The organism is Variovorax cryoconiti (genome assembly GCF_051216395.1).
GTDB lineage: Bacteria > Pseudomonadota > Gammaproteobacteria > Burkholderiales > Burkholderiaceae_C > Variovorax.
On sequence record NZ_JBPJZI010000002.1, the window covers coordinates 23,864 to 43,662 of the forward strand.

Below are 19,799 nucleotides of genomic sequence, written 5' to 3' on the forward strand. Positions count from 1 at the left end.
GCGCGGATGAAACCGGCACGGACAAGGCCAGGGCACCCGCGGAACTGGCTTCGCCAGGCCGCCGGGTGCGCCCCCTCGAGGGGGAGGCGGCGACACGCAGTGCGCCGCATCGGGGGTGGGCCATCACACCCAGCCGGCGTCGACGGTGAATTCCTGCGCGGTGCACATCGCCGCGTCGTCGGACGCGAGGAACAGCACCATGCGGGCGATGTCCTCGGGCATCAGCTTGTCGGGCAGGCACTGGTTGCGCTTGAGCGCCTGCTCGCCCTCGTCGTCCAGCCACAGCTGGACCTGCCGCTCGGTCATGACCCAGCCGGGCGACACCGTGTTGATGCGGATGCGGTCGCGCCCGAGGTCGACCGCCAGCCCGCGGGTCAGGCCGTTGACCGACGACTTGGCGATCGCGTAGCAGGGGTAGCCCGAGCCCTTGCCGCGCCAGCCGGTCGACCCCAGGTTGACGACCGAGCCGAAGCCCAGGCGCTGCATGCCCGGCACCACCGACTGGATCGCGAACAGGGCAGGCCGCTCGTTGATCGCCATGCGGTCGTCGTAGTAGTCCGGCGTGACCGAGGCCAGCGAATGGCGGTCGTCGCTCGCCACGTTGTTGACCAGCACCGCGAAGTCGCCCAGCGCGGCGGCTGCATCGGCGATGGCGCCCTGCAGCGACGCGATGTCGCGCACGTCGCAGCGGCGCCACCACGGCGCGGTGTGGCCGGCGGCGGCGATCTGCTCGGCCAGCGTGCGGCTGGCGTCTTCGGCGATGTCGACGAAGGCCACGCGCGCGCCCTGCGCCGCGAAGGCCGACACCATCGCGGCACCGATGCCGCTGCCGCCGCCGGTGATGAAGACCGCGCGGTCGCGCAGGCTGGGGAAGACGGCGGTTTTCTGCAAGGCGGGGGCGGATGCGTTCATGGGTTGTCTCCAATCTGATGTATTGCAATTTGCATATCTATGAATATGCGTATTGGTGTTTTCCTATATCAATATGCCCTGATACGATCCGCCGCGTCAAGGACCCGGAGCGGTCCGCCTGCCGAACCGGAGACATCCATGACCTCGCCTGCACTCCCGCTTCAAACACCGCGACCCCTCGGCGAGCCACGCTGTCTCTGGCCGGCGCAGGCCACCCTGGGGGAGGGCGCGCTGTGGTCGCCCCGCGAGCGCGCGCTCTACTGGGTCGACATCCTCGAACGCACGCTGCACTGCTGGCAGGCCGGCGACGGCATGCGCCGAAGCTGGCATTTCGACGAAGAGATCTCCGCGGTGGCCGAGCGCGCGAACGCCCCGGGCCTCTTGGTCGCGCTGCGCCGCGGCTTCGCCTTCTTCGACCCGGCCAAGCCGGAGCGGGCGCCAGCGTACCTGCACCAGCCCGAGCCGTCGTTGCCGGGCAACCGCTTCAACGACGGCAAGTGCGATGCGCTGGGTCGCTTCTGGGGCGGCACGATGGACTTCGCCTGCGAGGCGCCGACTGGCGCGCTCTACCGCTTCGACCCCGACGGCCGGTGCACCCGCCATGCGCACGGCTTCGCCGTCACCAACGGGCCGACCTGGTCGGCCGATGGCCGCACGCTGTACTTCAACGACACGGTGCAGGGCCGCGTGCTGGCCTACGACTTCGATGCGGATGCCGGCACGCTGGCCCGCGAGCGCGAATGGCTGCGCTTCGCGCCCGGCGACGGCGTGCCCGACGGCATGACGACCGATGCCGCCGGCCGGCTGTGGATCGCGCATTGGGGCGGCGCCTGCGTGAGCTGCCACGACCCGGTGAGCGCGGCGGAGTTGTGCCGCATCGTGCTGCCGACCTCGCACATCACCAACTGCGCCTTCGGCGGCGACGACTTCTGCACCCTGTTCATCACCAGCGCCTGCAGCGGCCTGAGTGATGCGCAGCGCGCGGCCGAGCCGCTGGCGGGGGGCCTGTTCTCGGTGCGCATCGACAGCCCGGGCTTGCCGGCACCGATGTTCGGCGGCTGAAGCCGATCGCTGCGCGTCAGCGCAGCAGGCCGAAACGGTGCAGCGTGCGGCTGGTGAAGCGCTCGCCCGGGCGCAGCACCGTCAACGGAAAGTCCGGCTGGTTGGGCGAATCGGGAAAGTGCTGTGTCTCGAGGCACAGCCCGTCGCCCTGGCGCACCACCGCGCCGGCCCGGCCCACGAGCGTGCCGTCGAGGAAGTTGCCCGAATAGAACTGCACGCCGGGCTCGGTGGTGAAGACCTCCATCACGCGCCCCGACCCGGCATGCTCGAGCCGCGCCGCCAGCGCCATGCCGGTGGCGGACCGGTCGAGCACCCAGTTGTGGTCGTAGCCACGTGCCCGCACCAGCTGTTCGTGCGGGCTGCGGATGCGTTCGCCGATGCGCGTCGGCATGCGGAAGTCGAAGGGCGTGCCGGCCACGTCCGCGAGGCCAGTAGGAATGAGCGTGGCGTCGACCGGCGTGTAGCGGCTGGCCGGCAGCGTCAGCACATGGTCGAGCACCGAGCCGCTGCCCGCGAGGTTGAAGTAGTCGTGGTGGCTGAGGTTCAGCACCGTGGGCCGGTCGGTCTCGGCGCTGTAGTCGATGCGCCAGCCCTGCTCGGCGTCGAGCGTGTAGCGCAGCTCCACGGTCAGACGGCCCGGGTAGCCTTCTTCGCCGTCGGGGCTGACGCGGCGCAGCGCGATGGCGACTTCGCCCGGCACTCTGGTGTCGACCGGCGCGATGTCCCACCAGCGTGCGCCGAAGCCGTGCAGGCCGCCGTGCAGCGAATTCGGACCATCGTTCACCAGCAGCTGGAAGGCCTCGCTATCGAGCGTGAAGCGGCCCGCCGCGATGCGGTTGGCGTAGCGGCCGACGATGGTGCCGAAGTGCGGGTTGCGCGCGACGTAGTCGTCCAGCGTGGGCAGGCCCAGCACGACGCTGCCGCTGTCGCCGTTGCGGTCGGGCACTTCCAGCGCGGTCACGATGCCGCCGAAGTTGATGGCGCTCAGGCGCAGGCCGCGGCCGTTGTCCAGCGTGTATTGGGTGACCGTCCTGCCGTCGGCCAACTGGCCGAACGGTGCTTCGGTGAGGGAAGGGGTCGACATGCTTGCAGGGCGCGCGGTCAGTAGTACTGAGGTATGGGACCGACCTGCGGTGTGGTGTCCGGCAGTTCCACCATCACCTTGTCGGCGTAGCACCAGCCCCAGCCTTCGGGCGGGTCGTAGCCTTCGATGATCGGGTGGCCGGTGTCCTTGTAGTGCGCCCGCGCGTGGCGGTTGGGCGAGTCGTCGCAGCAGCCGACGTGGCCGCAGCTGCGGCACAGGCGCAGATGCAGCCAGGTGCTGCCGGACTGGAGGCATTCCTCGCAGCCGCGCGCGCTGGGCGTGACGTGGTGGATGGTGTCGGTGTGGGTGCAGTGCTTGCTCATGGCGTGGTCTTTTTTCAGCTGTGGAATGTACGGCGCCAGTGGCCGGGCGGCGCGCCTTCGGCCCGCGAGAACACGCGGGTGAAATGGCTCTGGTCGGCGAAGCCGCAGGCCGTGGCGACCTCGGCCAGGGGCAGGTCCGACGCGCGCAGCAGGTCGCGGGCGCGTGCCAGGCGCTGCGCCTGCAGCCAGTCGTGCGGCGTGTGGCCGGTGGCGAGGCGGAAGGCGCGCGTGAAGTGGCTGCGCGACAGCTGGCAGGCGTCGGCGACGTCGGCGATGGAAATGCGGCCGTCGAGGTGGCTGCGCAGCATCTCCTTGGCGCGGGCTTCGTGCATCGGCGCCAGGGCCTGGGCGGCGCGCGCCGCCGCCGGTGCCGTGCCGCCGTAGCGGTCGTTCAGGTGGATGCCGATGGCCAGGCAGAGCTGGTCGACGAAGAGCTGGCTGACCTCGCCCGGCCGCGTGAGCGCCGGCGTGAGCGCGCCCACCAGGTGCGCCAGCACCAGATCGTCGGCACCGGCCGTGGCCGTCAGGCCGTCGATCCGCGACCGGCCGCAGGCCTGCGCCAGCGCGGCATGCGACATCTCCAGCAGCAGGAAGTCGAAGGGGCTCTGCATGTCGGCGCGGTAGTCGTCGCCGAAGTTGCGCACGTACACGGCGTTCTGGCCGAAGCCGCAGGCGTCGGTGCGGCGGCCGTGGAGGATGCGCCGCCGGTGCCCGGCCGATTGCGAGACGCCGACCAGGAAGCCGCGGTTGCTGGCGGGCGTGGCGACATGGCCGAGCCGCGCGTCGTCGGAGCGCTTGCGGTAGAAGCGGATGCCCGAGCCGGCGAACTCCAGGCTGTCGCTCAGCTGGGCCGACTGGCAGCCCAGCGTGTCGTGTGCCGTCGCGATGGCACCGGGCCCCGAGGGTGATTTCATAGCGTTCATCCGTGATGTCCTTGCAGGGGTGGGGCGATTCAAACACCGCGGCGTGACGATCGCGCAAACGGAAAAAAGGCCGCGCCTTTGTTCAAGCCAGCAGCGCCCGGCCCCCGTAGCCTTCGCACTGCTTTCTCGATGCCCCGCCAGCCGCGCGCTCTGCGGCCGCCGCGGGGTGTGCCGACTTATGGCACGACCCGATCCGCCTGTCATCACCCCTTTGGAAGGACCTCACCATGCCCATCACCGCTACCCCCACGCCCGGCGCCAAGCTGCTCACCCCGAAGGACCACACGCTGGTCATGATCGACTTCCAGTCGCAGATGGCTTTCGCCACGCACTCGATCGACGCCGTCACGCTGCGCAACAACGCTTCGCTGGTCGCCCATGCAGCCGCCGGCTTCGGCGTGTCGACCATCCTCACGACCGTGGCCGAGAAGAGCTTCTCCGGCCCGATGTTCGACGAGATCAAGGCCGCCTTCCCCGGCCAGGCCATGCTCGACCGCACCTCGATGAACACCTGGGAAGACGCCGCCGTGATCAAGAAGATCAACGAGATCGGCAAGACGCGCATCGTGCTGTCGGGCCTGTGGACCGGCGTGTGCATCGTCGGCCCGGCCCTGTCGGCCATCGAGCAGGGCTTCGAGGTGTACGTGATCGCCGACGCCTGCGGCGACGTGTCGACCGAAGCGCACGAGCGCGCCATCCAGCGCATGGTGCAGGCCGGTGCGCAGCCCATGACCTCGGTGCAATACATGCTCGAGCTGCAGCGCGACTGGGCCCGCACCGACACCTACGACATGACCACCGGCATCGCGAAGAAGTACGCGGGTGCCTACGGCCTGGGCATCACCTACGCCAAGACCATGTTCAACGCGCACGAAGGCTGAGCGGAGCGCGTGATGAAGCCGTACATCGTTTCTCTCGCACTGGGTGTGCTGGTCGGCGTCATCTACGCGCTCTTCAGCGTGCGCTCGCCGGCGCCGCCGATCATCGCGCTGGTCGGGCTGCTCGGCATCCTGGCCGGCGAGCAGTTGCCGCCGCTGGTCAAGCGCCTGTTCGACAGCACGCCGACCGCCAGCTCCTGGCTGGACCACCAGGTCAAGCCGCACATGTTCGGCGAGCTGCCGCAGTGCGCCAAGCCGGCCGACGTGGCCGCTACCGACAGCGCCGACGGCACCGCGACCCGCGGCCGCACGTCTTGATCCAAGGAACCCGACATGGTCGACGCCCAACCCCCCGAACTCATCCTGCACCACGGCCGCTTCACCACGCTGGACCGTGCCAACCCCACGGCCACGGCCGTGGCCATCCGCGGCGGACGCTTCACCCACGTGGGGCGTGACGCCGACATCCTGCCGATGGCCCGCGACCTCACCCGCGTGATCGACCTGCAGGGCCGCGCCGTGCTGCCCGGCCTCATCGACAACCACCTGCACATCATCCGCGGCGGGCTCAACTTCAACCTCGAACTGCGCTGGGACGGCGTGCGCAGCCTGGCCGACGCCATGGCCATGCTCCAGCGCCAGGTCGCGATCACGCCGGCACCGCAGTGGGTGCGCGTGGTGGGCGGCTTCACCGAACACCAGTTCATCGAGAAGCGTCTGCCGACCATCGCCGAGCTCAATGCCGTGGCGCCCGACACGCCCGTCTTCCTGCTGCACCTGTACGACCGGGCGCTGCTCAACGGCGCCGCACTGCGCGCCGTGGGCTACACCAGAGACACGCCCGCGCCGCCCGGTGGCGAGATCGTGCGCGACGCTGCCGGCAACCCCAGTGGCCTGCTGCTGGCCAAGCCCAACGCGAGCATCCTGTACGCGACGCTGGCCAAGGGGCCCAAGCTGCCCTTCGAATACCAGATCAACTCCACGCGCCACTTCATGCGCGAGCTGAACCGCCTGGGCGTGACCGGCGCCATCGACGCGGGCGGCGGCTTCCAGAACTTCCCCGAGGACTACCAGGTGATCCAGCAGCTGGCCGACGCCGGCCAGCTGACCATCCGCCTGGCCTACAACCTGTTCACGCAGAAGCCCAAGCAGGAGAAGGAAGACTTCCTGAACTGGACCGCCACGTCCAAGTACAAGCAGGGCGACGACTACTTCCGCCACAACGGCGCGGGCGAGATGCTGGTGTTCTCCGCCGCCGACTTCGAGGACTTCCGCCAGCCGCGGCCCGACATGGCGCCCGAGATGGAAGACGACCTGGAAGAGGTCGTGCGCGTGCTGGTGCAGAACAAGTGGCCGTGGCGCATGCACGCCACCTATGACGAGACCATCGAGCGCGCGCTCGACGTCTTCGAGAAGGTGAACCGCGACACGCCGCTGGCCGGCCTGAACTGGTTCTTCGACCACTGCGAGACCATCTCGGAGAAGTCCATCGACCGCATCGCGGCGCTGGGCGGCGGCATCGCGGTGCAGCACCGCATGGCCTACCAGGGCGAGTACTTCGTCGAGCGCTACGGCGCCGCGGCGGCCGAGGCGACGCCCCCGGTCAAGCGCATGCTGGAGAAGGGCGTGAAGGTGTCTGCGGGCACCGACGCCACGCGCGTCGCGTCGTACAACCCGTGGGTCTCGCTGTCGTGGCTGGTCACCGGCAAGACCGTCGGCGGGCTGCAGCTGACACCGCAGCGCAACTGCCTCGATCGCGACGCAGCCCTGCGCATGTGGACCGAGAACGTCACCTGGTTCTCCAACGAGATCGGCAAGAAGGGCCGCATCGAGGCCGGCCAGCTGGCCGACCTGGTGGTGCCCGACCGCGACTTCTTCGCCTGCCCCGAGTCCGAGATCGCCGACACCACCGCACTGCTGACCATGGTCGGCGGCAAGGTGGTCTACGCGGCCGGCCCGCTGCAGTCGCACGACGAGGGCGCGCCACCGCCGGCCATGCCCGACTGGTCGCCGGTGCGCAGCTTCGGCGGTTACGGGGGATGGGGCGACAAGGAGGGCAAGCCGATGCAGGCTGCGATGCGCCGCATGGCCGCCGATTGCGCCTGCGCCAACGACTGCAACGTGCACGGGCATCAGCATGCGACGGCGTGGAGCAGCCAGCTGCCCATCGCCGATCTCAAGAGCTTCTGGGGCGCCTTGGGCTGCGCCTGCTGGGCCGTCTGAGGATGACCACGCTGCGAAAGCTCTTCACCACGCGGGCCATCCACTGGCTCGCGCTGCTCTTCCTCTGCGCCGCCTACCTGCAGGGCGGCTTCAACAAGGCGACCGACTTCCCGTCGGCCATCGCCGAGATGAACCACTTCGGCATCGCGCCCGCCGGGCCAATGGCCGTGGCGGTCCTGGTGTTCGAGTTCGGCGCGGCGCTGATGATCCTCACCGGCTTCTACCGCTGGCTGGGCGCGCTGGGCCTCGCGGGCTTCACGCTGATGGCGACCTTTGTCGCCAACCGCTTCTGGGAAATGGCGATGCCCGAGCGCTTCATGGTGGCCAATTCCTTCTTCGAACACTGGGGTCTGGTCGGCGGCTTCCTGCTGGTCGCCTGGCACGACCTGCGGGCACGTGATGAGCACTGAGAAAAACAAATCCCAGGGCAGCTTCGCGCCGCTGCGCCAGCCCATCTTCGCCGTGCTGTGGGCCGCCACGGTGCTGGGCAACGTCGGCAGTTTCATGCGCGACGTGGCCAGTTCGTGGATGGTGACCGAGCTGTCGGCCAGCCCGACCGCGGTGGCGCTGATCCAGACCGCCGCCACGCTGCCGATCTTCCTGCTCGCGATTCCTGCGGGCGTGCTGTCGGACATCCTCGACCGGCGACGCTTCCTGATCTTCATCCAGATCATGCTGGCCTGCGTCAGCGGCACGCTGCTGGTGCTGTCGCGCACCAACGCGCTGACGGTCGAGTACCTGGTCGCCCTGACCTTCGTCGGCGGCATCGGTGCGGCGTTGATGGGGCCGACCTGGCAGTCCATCGTGCCGGAGCTGGTGCCGCGGTCCGACCTGAAGAACGCGGTCGCGCTCAACTCGCTGGGCATCAACATCGCCCGCGCGATCGGCCCGGCCGCCGGCGGCCTGCTGCTGGCGAGCTTCGGCGCGTCCTTCGCCTACGGTGCCGACGTGCTGAGCTATGTGTTCGTCATCGCCGCGCTGCTGTGGTGGAAGCGCCCGGCCGCGGTCGACACCGGCCTGTCGGAGCAGTTCTTCGGCGCCTTCCGCGCCGGCCTGCGCTATGCCCGTGCCAGCCGCGAGCTGCACGTGGTGCTGCTGCGCGCCGCGGTGTTCTTCCTGTTCGCCAGTTCGGTGTGGGCGCTGCTGCCGCTGGTGACGCGCCAGATGCTCGGCGGCACCGCCGGCTTTTACGGCGTGATGCTCGGTGCGGTGGGTGCGGGCGCGATCCTCGGTGCGGTCTTGCTGCCCAGGATCCGCGAGAAGCTCGATGCCGACGGTTTGGTGCTGGCGGCCTCGCTCATCTCGGCGGTCGTGATGTGCGCGTTGGCCTTCGCCCCGCCAAAGGGGGTCGCGGTGCTGCTCATGCTGCTGCTGGGCGTGGGCTGGATCATCGCGCTGACCACCCTCAACGGCGTGGCGCAGGCGGTGCTGCCGAACTGGGTGCGTGGCCGCGGCCTGGCGATCTACCTGACCGTCTTCAACGGCGCGATGGCGGGCGGCAGTCTCGGCTGGGGCTTGATCGCGCAGGAGCTCGGCGTGCCCACGACGCTGCTCATCGGCGCCGCGGGGCTGGCGGTGGTGGCCTTCGTCTTCCACCGCGTCAGGCTGCCGACCGGCGAGGCCGACCTGCAGGCGTCGAACCATTGGCCCGAGCCGTTGCTCAGCGCACCGGTGGCGCACGACCGCGGGCCGGTCATGGTGCAGATCGAATACCGCATCCGCCCCGCAGACCAGCCGGCCTTCCTGCAGGCGCTCGAGAAGCTGTCGCTGGAACGTCGCCGCGACGGCGCCTATGCCTGGGGCATCACCGAGCACACCAACGACCGCGAGTGCCTGATGGAGTGGTTCCTGGTCGAGTCCTGGGCCGAGCATCTGCGCCAGCACCAGCGCGTGTCGAACGCCGATGCCGACCTGCAGAACGAGGCCATCCGCTTCCACATCGGGCCGGGCCAGCCGGTGGTGCACCACTTCCTCGCGCTGGACATGAAGCATGCGCGTGCGGCGGCCAAGGGTGCGCCGGCGGCGGAGGAGCCGTCATGAGCGAGGCCTCGACCCTGGCGCCAGCGAGCGCACACCAGGCCGCGCCCGAGCAGCCCTTGCTGGCGCGCCTGTCGGTCGCGATGTTCGGCATGGTGATGGGCATCGGCGGTCTGGCCAACGCCTGGGCGCTGGCGCACCGCGTCTTCGGTGCGCCGTTGATCGTGAGTGAACTGCTGCTGGGCGTGGCCGTGCTGCTCTTCGGCGTGCTGGCCGTGACGCACTTGCTGAAGCTGGGCTTCCACCTGCCGGCGGTGCGGGAGGAATTCGCGCACCCGGTGCGCTCCAGCTTCTTCCCCACCATTTCGGTGGCCGCCGTGGTGCTGTCGATCGGCCTGCGCCCCTATGCGCACGGCTGGGCCGAAGGGCTGTGGTGGTTCGGTGCGGTGCTGCACTTCGTGCTGGCCGTCACGCTCATCCGGCGCTGGATCCTGCATGCGCAGGACGAAGGCGTGATGACCCCGGCCTGGTTCATCCCGGTGGTGGGCAACATCCTGATTCCCATCGGTGGCGTGCCGCTGGGCCATGTCGAGATCAGCTGGTTCTTCTTCTCGGTCGGCCTCATCCTGTGGCTCGCCTTCTTCACCATCGTGCTGCACCGCGTGCTGTTCGTGCCCGTCATGAGCCAGCGCAGCATGCCCACGCTGTTCATCCTGCTGGCGCCGCCGTCCATCGGCCTGTCGTCGTACCTGGCCTTCACCGGCGGGCACGCGGGTGCGATGGGCGACATCTTCTATTGCCTGGCGCTCTTCATCGCCATCCTGCTGGCCACGCTGATCCACCATGCGGCGCATGGCGCGTTCTTCATGAGCTGGTGGGCCATGACCTTCCCGGCCGACGGCTGGGCCGGTGCCACGCTGGCCTACTACGAGGCGCGGCCGAGTCACTACTCGGCGGCCATCGCGTTGTGCGCGCTGACGGTCGCCACGGGCGTGGTCGTGTGGATCGGCGTGCGCACGGCCCTGCACATGGCGAGCGGCGCGGCGTTCCACGAGGACTGAGTTTTCACAGGCCCAGCAGCGTCCGCCCTTCAGGCGACAACAGATCCTGCGTCTCGACGTGCTTGCGCATGTACGCCGCGAACACCGGGCACTTCGGAAGGACCGCCAGCCCGCGTTCGCGCGCCGAGGCCAACCCCGCCAGCACCAGTTCCCTGGCAAGGCCGCGGCCCTGCAGTTCTTCCGGCACCAGCGTGTGGAGGAAGGTGATCACCCCTGGCGCCAGGTCGTAGATGGCGACGGCGCGGTGGCCGTCGATCGTGATCTCGAAGCGGTTCTGCGCGGGGTTGTCCGTCACGCGGGCGGTGGGGTCTGGCATTGTCGTGCGCCTTGCTTACATCGATGGCCGTTCGTGCGGCCGCAGGTCGAACACCAGCACCTCGGCCTGCTCGCCCTTGGCGAAGCGCAGCTGCCGTTCATCGCGGATCCGCACGCCATCGCCTTCGCCCAGCTTCTCGCCGTTGACTTCGACGCTGCCGCGCGCCACGTGCACGTAAGCGTAGCGGTCAGGGCCGACGTCGAGGGTCGTGCGCTCGCCGCCGTCGAAGAGGCCGGCGTACATCCGCATGTCCTGGTGCACGCCGAGCGAACCATGGGTGCCTTCGGGCGAGGCGATGAGGCGCAGCTTGCCGCGCTTTTCGGCGTCGCTGAAATGCACCTGCTGGTAGCGCGGCGCGGCGCCCTTCACCGACGGGACGATCCAGATCTGCAGGAAGTGCACGCCGTCGGTCTTCGAGTGGTTGAACTCGCTGTGGCGCACGCCGGTGCCGGCGCTCATCATCTGCACGTCGCCCGGCCGGATGACCGAGCCGGTGCCCATCGAATCCTGGTGGGCCAGCGCGCCGTCGAGCACGTACGAAAAGATCTCCATGTCGCGGTGCGGGTGGGTGCCGAAACCCTGTGCCGGGTCGACCCGGTCGTCGTTGATCACCAGCAGGTCCGAGAAGCCCTGCTGCTTGGGGTCGTGGTAATGGCCGAAGGAGAAGGTGTGGCGGGAGCGGAGCCAGCCGTGGTTGGCGACGCCGCGCTGGTCGGCCTTGCGAAGTTCGAGCATGATGCGGTCCTTGTCTTTGATCTGTCGATGAAATTCACGATTCGTTCGGCACCTGGCTGCGATAGATCGCAAGTAGTTCAGGTGGAGAAGTTCGTGGTGCGAGGAAAGTATCGAGCGCGACGCCCCGTCGCATGCTGAAACGTTTAGGGACGACCGATCGATGATTTCGATGATTAATTTGGAGGCATTTCGATGCTGAAGCTCACCCTGGAGGCGATCGAGCTGGTCGACGCCATCGCGCGCCACGGCTCTTTCGCGGCGGCGTCGGAGCGGCTGCACAAGGTGCCCTCCACCATCTCGTACGCCATCGGCAAGCTCGAAGAGCAGCTCGGCCTGGCGCTCTTCGTGCGGCAGGGCCCGCGCGTCACGCTCACGCCGGCCGGGCAGGAGATGCTCAAGGAAGGGCGATGGCTCATCGCCGCGGCGAGCGAGCTCGAATCGCGCATGCGGCAGATCGCCACCGGCTTCGAGTCGGAGCTGCGGCTGGTGCACGACTCGCTCATTCCCACCAGTGCCTTCAACCACGACATCCGCGCGTTCGAAGACCTCAACTGCGGCACGCGGTTGCGCATCGGTTGCGACACCATGACCGGCACGTGGGAAGCATTGCGCGACGGCCGTGCCGACCTCATCGTCGCCGCCAGCGACGGGCCGGCCGGCGGCGGCTACAAGGCGGTGGCCGTGGGCAGCCTGTCCTTCGTCTTCTGCGTGGCACCCACGCATCCGCTGGCCATGCTGCGCCGCCCGCTCACGCGGGCCGACCTGCTGCAGCACACGGCGGTGGTGGTGGGCGACGGCGCGCGGGCCCTGTCCGACCGCACCATCGGCCTGCTGCCGGGCCAGCGCCGGCTCACGGTGCCGTCGATGGCCGCCAAGATCGCCTGCCAGATCGACGGCCTGGGCCACGGCTTCCTGCCACGCGACTGCGTGCGCGAGCCGCTGGCGCGCGGCACGCTGGTCGAACTGGCTTGTGAAGAATCACGGCCGGAAGAAACCTTCTGGCTGGCCTGGAAGCCCACGGCCATGGGCGAGGCGCTCAAGTGGTGGCGGGCCCGGCTTCAGCGCGAACTGGTGCCGGCGATCCTGCCTCACTGAGGCTCGAGCGCCCAGGCTCAGAAGCGCCAGCGCAGATCGGCCTTCACGCTGTGGCTGTGCACGCCGTCGCCGCGCTGCCCCGCATACGCAAGGCCCAGCGTGAGGAAGCGCTGCAGTTGCACGTCGACGCCGGCTTCGGCCACAAGCATGTTGCGTGCGACCGGAACGCCGGACACCGGGAAGGCGCTGCCGCCGTCGAAGGCCAGCGAAGCCTGCGACGTCACATCGCCGTAGGCGCGCTGCCAGCCCAGCATGCCGCGCGCGGTCATCTGGAAGGGGCCGAGTCCGAAGCGCTGGCCAGCACGCAGGCCGAGGGTCGAGAAGGTGGTGCCGGTGGTGTCGCTGCGGCCCTGCAGTGCCGCAAAACCGCCGCGTTCGTCGAAGCTGTCGGTATGCAGGCGCACGTGGGCCAGGCCGGCGAAAGGCTCGAGCTCGACGCTGCCGGCCTTCAGTTGCCAGCCCAGTTCGCCGTAGGCCTGCGCAGTGTCGGCGTGGTAGTCGGCGCGTGCGCTGTCGGTGAAGCCGCTGAATGCGATGTTGCGCCGCGTGTCGATGTCGTGGCGCGTGTAGCTGATACCCGTGCGCAGAGCGAGGTCGCCCCATCGGCGGCCACCATAGGCGCCGACATGGTAGCTGTCGATCGAGGCGTGCGAGTCGCGTTCCGGGACGTCGGTCTTGTCGTGACCGGCGCCGCCCATCACGCCCACGCGCCAATCGCCTACGCGACGGTCGGCACCGACGAGCACGCCGCTCGCGCTGCGGTCGGCGCGAGCGGCATTGCCGTCGCCAGCGGCGCGCCCATGCCCGTCGTAGGCGCGCGCCCAGACGCCATTGCCTGCCGCGTCCTGGCTGGCGCGCAGATCGTTCGCAGCCAGAGTGGAGTCGCCGTCCTGCTGCAGCCGCGCCAGGGTCGCGTCGCGCACGAAGCGGCTGTCCTCGATCAGGCCTGATCGCACGGTCGCATGGACTTCGCCGGACAACCGATCGAACGCGGTGCGCGCCGTCGCGGCGTCGGCCTGCAGCACTGCGTCGTAGACGCTCCCTGCGCCCAGTTGCTCGATGGCTTGCCCGGTGCTGCCCTGGTTGGCGGAGGTGCCGACCTGCAGGAACGTCACGTCGTTGCGTGCGAGGGTGAGCGTGACCTTCTGCGCGTCGTAGGCCAGCGATGGCGTGAGGAAGGCGAGGCTTGATGTGAGCGTGCCGAACGTGCCCAGCACGCCGCCCGCCGCGCTCAGGATCGTGTAGCGGGTGACCGTATTCCAGCTGCCGTTGGCCGCGAGCACCTTGACCGTGGCGCCGCCCAGCGTGGCGGTGCCCGTCACGTCGATGCGGTCGCCGTTGCCGGCGGCATCGACTTCGACCTCGTAGGCCGAGCCGGCCTGGAACACCAGGTTTCCGGCGACGCGCAGCGTGCCGATCGAATTGCCCGGCGCCGCCGTGGCGCCGGCCGCCAGCGTGGTGCTGCCCACCGTGCCGGTTCCTTTCAGGATGCCTCCGTTGCCGATGAGCATGTGGCCGCCCAGCGTCCCATTGACCGAGAAGGCACCGCCATCGACCGCGAGGCTGCCCGTGAAGGCTGAGCCGTCACCGTCGTAGCGCACCAGGCCCAAGCCGGTCTTGCTCAGGCTGCCATCGCCCGATAGCGTGTTGGAGAACACGCCGTCCGAGGCCTCGTTGATCACCAGCGCGCCGTGGTTCTCGATCGCGCCGGTGCCGAAGCTGCGGATGCCGCCGACGAGCGTGCCGCCGCTCACCCGCGTGCCGCCCGAATACGTGTTGGTGCCGGTCAGCACCAGGGTGCCGGCGTCGGTTTTTTCCAGCTGCGCAGTGCCTGTGAGTGCGTTGGAAATCGTGGCGGTGTAGCCAGCCCCCGCCGAACTGCCGTCGCCCACGCGAATGGTGGCGCGGCTGCCGCTCAGCGCGATCGCATCGCCTTGCAGCCGGTAGCCGTTGCTCACGAACTGCATGCCGGTGACGCTGACCTGTCCTTGGGCCCCGCTCACGGTCACCGTGCCGGGCGTGCCCTGGAAGATCGCGAAGCCGGGTGTCGGTGACATGCTGGCGTTGACGCTGCCGTTGACGATGGTCCAGTTGGTCGACGTGGCGGTCCAGACCCCGTTGCCGCCATCGATCACGCCATTGTCGGCAGAGGCCGTGGCGTTGCCGTCCCAGAAGTTCAGGGTCTGGCCGCCGGTGTTCGCCAGATTGACCTTTCCGGCCGTCGCGGTTTGCAGGGTGAGGGAACTCCCCGACGGCGTGGTGCCGATCTCCAGCCCGTTGTCGATCAGCGCGCCGGTGTAGTCGATGAGCCGGTACACGCCTGCGCTGAGGCCGCCCAGGTCGTTCACATTCAGCGTACCGTCCAGCGTCAGGGCGCCGTTCACCTGGACGAGCTGCGCCCCGCCGGGGGCGCCCAGCGTTGCCTCGAAGGTCGAGCCGCTGTCGAGCGTGAGCGAACCCATGGTCAATGTCTGGCCGCTCGTTCCCTTCAGCGTGCCGCCCGCGGCCACCTCCACCGCGCCGCTGATGGTGCCGGTGCCGCCGATCGCGGCGCCTCGACCCACTTGGACGCTGCTCGTCGTCAGCGCATGATCCATGCGCAACATGCCTGCATCCATGGTCACCGTTGCGGCCGTCAGCGCCGCCGTCGTGGTCGCGGTGCCGCCGACCGCCAGCGTGAGCGCGCCGCTGGCGTTGATGGCGCCGAGCGCGAGGTTGCTGCTGTCTGCCACTTGCACCGTGGTGCCGGTCAAGGACAGAGTCCCCTGAAAGTCGTTGCCCGCGTTCGCGAGCGCGATGCCCGCGCCGGCGTTCAGCGACGCGTTACCGGCGACGGTCAGGGCGCCGGTCTGGGTGATCGCGCCGCCGTTGCTGGTCCCGCTCAACGCGCCGTCCACCGTTCCGCTGCCCAGATTCAAGGCGCCGCTGCTGATCACGGTGAGGTTGCGGGTGGCGAGGGTGCCCAAGGTCAGTGCGTTGGCATCGGTGATCGCGGTGCTGCCGCCGGTCAGGCTGACCACCTGGCCGAAATCGTTGCCGGCACCAGTCAAGGCGATGGCGCCGTTGCCGGCGTCGATGCTGCTCGTGTTGTTGACGGCGAGCACGCCGGCGCTTTGGACGATCGCGCTGTTGACGGCGCGCAACGTCAGCGCGCCGTCGGCGGTGACGTTGTGGGCCAGCGTGATGCCGTTGTCGCCGCGCAGGCTCACGTTGTTGCCAGACAAGGCTGCAGCCGTGGCCAGCGCGTTGCCGCTCTGCAGGGTCAGGTCGGCACTGCCGGTATCGATGGCGCTCGCAGGCAAGCTCAGCGTGCCGGCGGCGATCAAGGACAGCGCGCTGTTGCTGCCCAGGGTCAACGCGGCGACGTTCAGGTCGTTGCTGTCGACCAGGCGAATGCCGCTGCCGATCAGCGATACGGCGCCGCCGAAATCGTTGCCGGCCTGTTCCAGCGTGATCGAGCCGGCGCCGGCATTGAGGTTGCCGGTGCCTGTGACCGTGAGCGGATTGGTCGTGGACTGGCTGATCGCGCCACCGTTGCTGGTGGCGGACAGGGCGCCAGTCACCGTGCCGCGGCCCAGGTTCAGTGCGCCGCTGCTGATGGCGGTGAGAGAGCCGGTGGTCAGCGCGTCAAACGCCAGCGCGTTGGTGTCGGTGATCGCGGCGTTGCCGCTGAGCAGCGTGAGCGGTTGGCGGAAGTCGTTGCCGGCGGTGGTCAGCGTGATCGCCCCGGTGACGGCATTGAGGTAGCCGGTGGCGGTGACCGTGAGTGGGTTGCTTGCAGACTGGGTGATCGCGCCGCCGTTGCTGTACACGCTCAGCGCGCCAGTCACCGTGCCGTGGCCCAGGTTCACGTCCCCGGTGGCGACGGCGATGAGATTGCCGGTAGCCAGCGTGCCCAGGGTCAGCGCGTTGACGTCGACGATCGCGGCGGTGCGGCCAGTCAAGTTCACCGTTTGCCCGAAGTCGTTGCCGTTGGTGGTCAGGCTGACATTCCCCGTGCTGCCGGCATTGAAGTTGCTGATGCCGCTGACCGTGATCGGGTCCACCGCGGATTGGCGGATGTTGCTGCCGTTGCTGGTCGCATTCAGGGTGCCGGTCACGGTGCCGGTGCCCAGGTTCAATACGCCGTTGCTGATCAGGGTGAGATTGCCGGTGGCCAACGTGCTCAGGGTCAGTGCGTTGGCGTCAGTGATCGCGGTGTTGCCGCCGGTCAGGCTCATCGCCTGACCGAAGTCGTTGCCGGCGGTGGTCAGCGTGATCGCACCGGTGCCGGCATTGAGGGTGCTGGTGCCGGCGACCGTGAACGGGTTGCTCGCAGACTGGGTGATCGCGCCGTTGTTGCTGGTCGCGGACAGGGCGCCAGTCACCGTGCCGCTGCCCAGGTTCAAGGCACCTGTACTGGTCGCGGTGAGGTTGCCGGTGGCGAGCGTGCCCAAGGTCAGCGTGTTGGCGTCGGCGATCGCGGTGTTGCCGCCGGTCAGGCTCACAGCCCCAAGGAAGTCGTTGCCGCTGGTGGTCACCGTGATCGCGCCGGCACCGGCGTCGAGGTTGCTGGTGCCGCTGACCGCGAGCGGATTGCTCGCGGATTGGGTGATCGCGCCGCCGTTGCTGGTCGTGGAAAGCGTGCCGGTCACCGTGCCGCGGCCCAGGTTCAGCGCACCGCTGCTGCTGGCAGTGAGGTTGCCGGTGGCCAGCGTGCCCAGCGTGAGGGCGTTGCTGGCGACGATCTGCGTGTTCCCGCCGACCAGTGACACCGTGCTCCCGAAGACGTTGTTTGCGTTGTCGAGCGTGATCGCGTTCACCCCCGTGTCGATCGATGTCGTGCCTGCGACGTTCAGGCTACCGATCTGCGCCAGATTCCTGTTGTTGCGCACGACCAAGTTGCCCGACACGTCCATCGTGCCGATCGCCGCGATCTGGTTGGTGCCGGTAAAACTTGCGTTGCCGCCGATGCTGCCCTCCAGCACCCCGGCGACATAGCTGCCCGTCTGCTGGACGCTGCCATCGGTACTGAAAGAGATCGAGCCGTCTCGCACGTTGACCTGCCCGCTGTCGATGACGGCGGTCGCGCCGCTGGCGCCCGTGGCGATGAAGGCCACCGAGCCATCGCTGCCGGAACCCAAACCTGCAGCGGTGATGACGCCGCTGTTGCGGATGAGCTCGCTGAAGAGGCCCTGTGCTGCACGGGCCTGCAGGCTGATCCGGCCGCCGGGTGCCGACAGCACGCTGGTGTTCGTGACAGCGGTCGAGTTGAGGGCCAGCTGCAGCGCGCCGGTGACGGTGGCGTTGAATCCGCCGGATTCGTAGACGAGCGTGGCCCTGTCGGCGGCGACCAGTTGGATGTTGCCGTCCGTGGCAGTGATCGTTCCGTTGTTGACGACCGAGCCACCCAGCAGGATGACGGAGCCCGAGGCGGCGTTCAGGGTTCCGCTGTTGGCGACCAGGGCGACGGTGTTTCCTCCGGCATCCAGCGCATAGTTTCCAGCCATGAAGTCGGATGTCTGCATGCCCAGCGACGTGGCCAGCAGGCCGCCGACATTCACCGATGCGGTGCTGCCAAACACGATGGCCGAGGTGTTGCTCAGCAGAACCTGACCGTTTGCATTGAGGGTGCCGAAGATCTGCGTGGGATTACCGCTGGTGACCACGTTGAAACTTGCGCTGCTCGTGGTCGGCTGATTGAACGTCACGCGCGCGCCCGAGCCGATGTCGAAGGTCGACCAAGAGTTCGACATGCGCGACGAGGTCTGATCGATCGCCAATGTCGCGCCGGCAGGGCCGTTGATCGTCCCGGTGCCCCCGTTGATGCTTCCGCCGGTAGGCAGTTGGGAGGAGGAAACCTGCGCCAGCGCCGCCTGTGCCAAGGCGAACCCCCATGCCGCCACCAGCGTGCGAAGGGTGAGCCGCACGGCGTGCAGCGCCTTCGACGCCGGCTCCCTTTCCCTGGCCCCTGGCAGGTCGGAGCGAGCGGACTGGCAGGGTCCGCGCGCGATCTCGCTGACCACTTGCCACATGTTCGTGCGGCGATTGAAGACGATGCGGTAGATGCGGTTCATGGACGAGCCCAGAGCAGGAGACCATCACGCGCACGATCACGCTGAATCCCTGTGTTTTTTCGAGAGAGCGCTGGCTGATCGGAAACAACCATCAGCCAGGAAGAATGTTTCAAAGTGTATTTGAATGTATCTTCTGGTGCAACCTGGACCCCGCCGCACGGTAGGCCGCTAAACACCGGCTTCGAAAGATCGCGGGCTCAATGTCGCCGCAGTCGCCGCCAAGCCGCCGGCGAACTGCCCACCCATGCACCGAACACGCGCGTCAGGTGGCTCTGGTCCGCGAAGCCGCAGGCGATGGCGATCTCCGGCAGCGGGGCCGTGTCGTCGCGCAGCATCCTCTGCGCAGCCTCGATGCGCTGCGCCGTGCGCCAGGCGTGCGGCGTCTGGCCGGTGGTGGTCTTGAAGGCCTTGCCGAAGTGGCTGCGCGACAGGCCGCATGCCATGGCGATTTCGGTCAGCGACATATCGTGTGCCAGGTCGGCCCCTAGCAGTTCCCGGGCGCGGCGTTCCTGCCAGGGCGCCAGGCCCGCTGCCGCGCCCGCTCGTGGCGCCGAGCCGCCGTAGGCATGCGCGACGTGGGCATACAGGGCGAGCGCCATCTGGTCGAGGAACAGGGCGCTGGCCTCCGTCGGCTGCTGCAGCGAAGGCAGCAGGGCGGCCGCGAGGTGCGTGAGCACCGGGTCGGCGGTGCCCGGCGCGCACCGCAGCGCGCCGACCGCAGCCACGCCCGATTCCTGGGCGAAGTCGTCCAGCGCCGCCCGCGTGATGCGGAACAGCACCGAATGGAACGGGCTGCAGACGTAGGCCGACGGGCGTGTCGCGAGGTCGGCGATGTGCACCGTGCCGGCCTCCAGCAGCCCCAGGTGCGTCTCACCGCCCTGCTGGAAGAAGCGTCGGCTGCCGGCGCGCGAGAGTTCCACGCTGACGACGAAGGCGTCGTCGGCCGGCAGCGGCGGCAGCACGAAGAGATGCGGCTGCGCGTACTGCATGCGCGCCATGTCCAGCGCACGCGTGCCCGCGCGCGAAGCCTCCACCTCGTCGAGCCCGTACTGCCGCGCGAGCTGGCGGGCAAAGCGGTTGGGCGAGGCGGCGACGGCGGTCATGGGGCGGATCGGTGGCGGAGCGGCATCTTAGGCAGCCGGCCTCGACCCTCC

General features: G+C 68.9%; 16 protein-coding genes. 8 read left to right on the plus strand and 8 right to left on the minus strand.

The window, feature by feature from the left end; translation table 11 throughout:
• Window positions 1-123: 123 nt before the first annotated feature.
• Complete coding sequence (locus tag ACSFA2_RS04910) at window positions 124-912, minus strand: SDR family NAD(P)-dependent oxidoreductase (protein ID WP_435454197.1); 789 nt, start codon at window positions 910-912, stop codon at window positions 124-126.
• Between the two features lie 138 nt (window positions 913-1,050).
• Here ACSFA2_RS04910 and ACSFA2_RS04915 point away from each other — a divergent pair, with 138 nt between their 5' ends.
• Window positions 1,051-1,974 carry an SMP-30/gluconolactonase/LRE family protein gene (locus ACSFA2_RS04915; RefSeq protein ID WP_435454198.1) on the plus strand — a complete coding sequence of 308 codons (924 nt, stop codon included), beginning with the start codon at window positions 1,051-1,053 and terminating at the stop codon, window positions 1,972-1,974.
• Window positions 1,975-1,990: 16 nt separating this feature from the next.
• Here the strand turns inward: ACSFA2_RS04915 and ACSFA2_RS04920 are convergent, their stop codons facing one another.
• The 3 genes from ACSFA2_RS04920 to ACSFA2_RS04930 are packed head-to-tail and all read right to left on the minus strand — an operon-like array spanning window position 1,991 to window position 4,295.
• Window positions 1,991-3,058 (minus strand): aldose epimerase family protein, encoded by a 1,068-nt coding sequence (locus ACSFA2_RS04920; protein WP_435454199.1) that lies wholly within the window; start codon window positions 3,056-3,058, stop codon window positions 1,991-1,993.
• A 17-nt stretch (window positions 3,059-3,075) separates the two neighbouring features.
• Complete coding sequence (locus tag ACSFA2_RS04925) at window positions 3,076-3,381, minus strand: UBP-type zinc finger domain-containing protein (protein ID WP_435454200.1); 306 nt, start codon at window positions 3,379-3,381, stop codon at window positions 3,076-3,078.
• A 14-nt stretch (window positions 3,382-3,395) separates the two neighbouring features.
• A complete protein-coding gene (locus ACSFA2_RS04930) occupies window positions 3,396-4,295 on the minus strand; it encodes a helix-turn-helix domain-containing protein (RefSeq protein WP_435454201.1) in 900 nt (299 codons plus the stop codon).
• A 236-nt stretch (window positions 4,296-4,531) separates the two neighbouring features.
• Between ACSFA2_RS04930 and ACSFA2_RS04935 the strand changes: the two genes are divergently transcribed.
• From ACSFA2_RS04935 to ACSFA2_RS04960, 6 genes are read left to right on the plus strand one after another with little or no spacing between them, the layout of a single operon-like run.
• Entirely contained in the window at window positions 4,532-5,185 is a 654-nt protein-coding gene (locus ACSFA2_RS04935; protein ID WP_435454202.1) for a hydrolase, read from the plus strand.
• A gap of 12 nt (window positions 5,186-5,197) precedes the next feature.
• The gene (locus ACSFA2_RS04940; protein ID WP_435454203.1) at window positions 5,198-5,500 is read left to right on the plus strand and encodes a XapX domain-containing protein; all 303 of its coding nucleotides are present in this window, start codon (window positions 5,198-5,200) and stop codon (window positions 5,498-5,500) included.
• A gap of 15 nt (window positions 5,501-5,515) precedes the next feature.
• Window positions 5,516-7,405: an amidohydrolase gene (locus tag ACSFA2_RS04945; RefSeq protein WP_435454204.1), complete on the plus strand. Its 1,890-nt coding sequence runs from the start codon at window positions 5,516-5,518 to the stop codon at window positions 7,403-7,405.
• 2 nt (window positions 7,406-7,407) lie between these two features.
• The gene (locus ACSFA2_RS04950) at window positions 7,408-7,815 is read left to right on the plus strand and encodes a DoxX family protein (protein ID WP_435454205.1); all 408 of its coding nucleotides are present in this window, start codon (window positions 7,408-7,410) and stop codon (window positions 7,813-7,815) included.
• On the plus strand, window positions 7,805-9,445 hold the full coding sequence (locus ACSFA2_RS04955) for an MFS transporter (RefSeq protein WP_435454206.1): 1,641 nt from the start codon (window positions 7,805-7,807) through the stop codon (window positions 9,443-9,445). Before ACSFA2_RS04950 ends, ACSFA2_RS04955 begins: the two co-directional genes overlap by 11 nt.
• Window positions 9,442-10,443 (plus strand): SLAC1 anion channel family protein, encoded by a 1,002-nt coding sequence (locus ACSFA2_RS04960; RefSeq protein ID WP_435454207.1) that lies wholly within the window; start codon window positions 9,442-9,444, stop codon window positions 10,441-10,443. Before ACSFA2_RS04955 ends, ACSFA2_RS04960 begins: the two co-directional genes overlap by 4 nt.
• 4 nt (window positions 10,444-10,447) lie before the next feature.
• On the opposite strand, the gene ACSFA2_RS04965 is transcribed toward ACSFA2_RS04960, so the two are convergent.
• Window positions 10,448-10,759 carry a GNAT family N-acetyltransferase gene (locus ACSFA2_RS04965; protein WP_435454208.1) on the minus strand — a complete coding sequence of 104 codons (312 nt, stop codon included), beginning with the start codon at window positions 10,757-10,759 and terminating at the stop codon, window positions 10,448-10,450.
• Between the two features lie 15 nt (window positions 10,760-10,774).
• Complete coding sequence (locus ACSFA2_RS04970; RefSeq protein WP_435454209.1) at window positions 10,775-11,494, minus strand: pirin family protein; 720 nt, start codon at window positions 11,492-11,494, stop codon at window positions 10,775-10,777.
• A gap of 192 nt (window positions 11,495-11,686) precedes the next feature.
• Here ACSFA2_RS04970 and ACSFA2_RS04975 point away from each other — a divergent pair, with 192 nt between their 5' ends.
• On the plus strand, window positions 11,687-12,589 hold the full coding sequence (locus ACSFA2_RS04975; RefSeq protein ID WP_435454210.1) for a LysR family transcriptional regulator: 903 nt from the start codon (window positions 11,687-11,689) through the stop codon (window positions 12,587-12,589).
• Window positions 12,590-12,606: 17 nt separating this feature from the next.
• Here the strand turns inward: ACSFA2_RS04975 and ACSFA2_RS04980 are convergent, their stop codons facing one another.
• Together ACSFA2_RS04980 and ACSFA2_RS04985 are read right to left on the minus strand one after the other, a co-directional pair.
• Window positions 12,607-18,645, minus strand: a complete 6,039-nt coding sequence (locus ACSFA2_RS04980) for an autotransporter domain-containing protein (protein ID WP_435454211.1) — start codon at window positions 18,643-18,645, stop codon at window positions 12,607-12,609.
• Between the two features lie 197 nt (window positions 18,646-18,842).
• A complete protein-coding gene (locus ACSFA2_RS04985) occupies window positions 18,843-19,748 on the minus strand; it encodes a helix-turn-helix transcriptional regulator (protein WP_435454212.1) in 906 nt (301 codons plus the stop codon).
• Window positions 19,749-19,799: the final 51 nt, after the last annotated feature.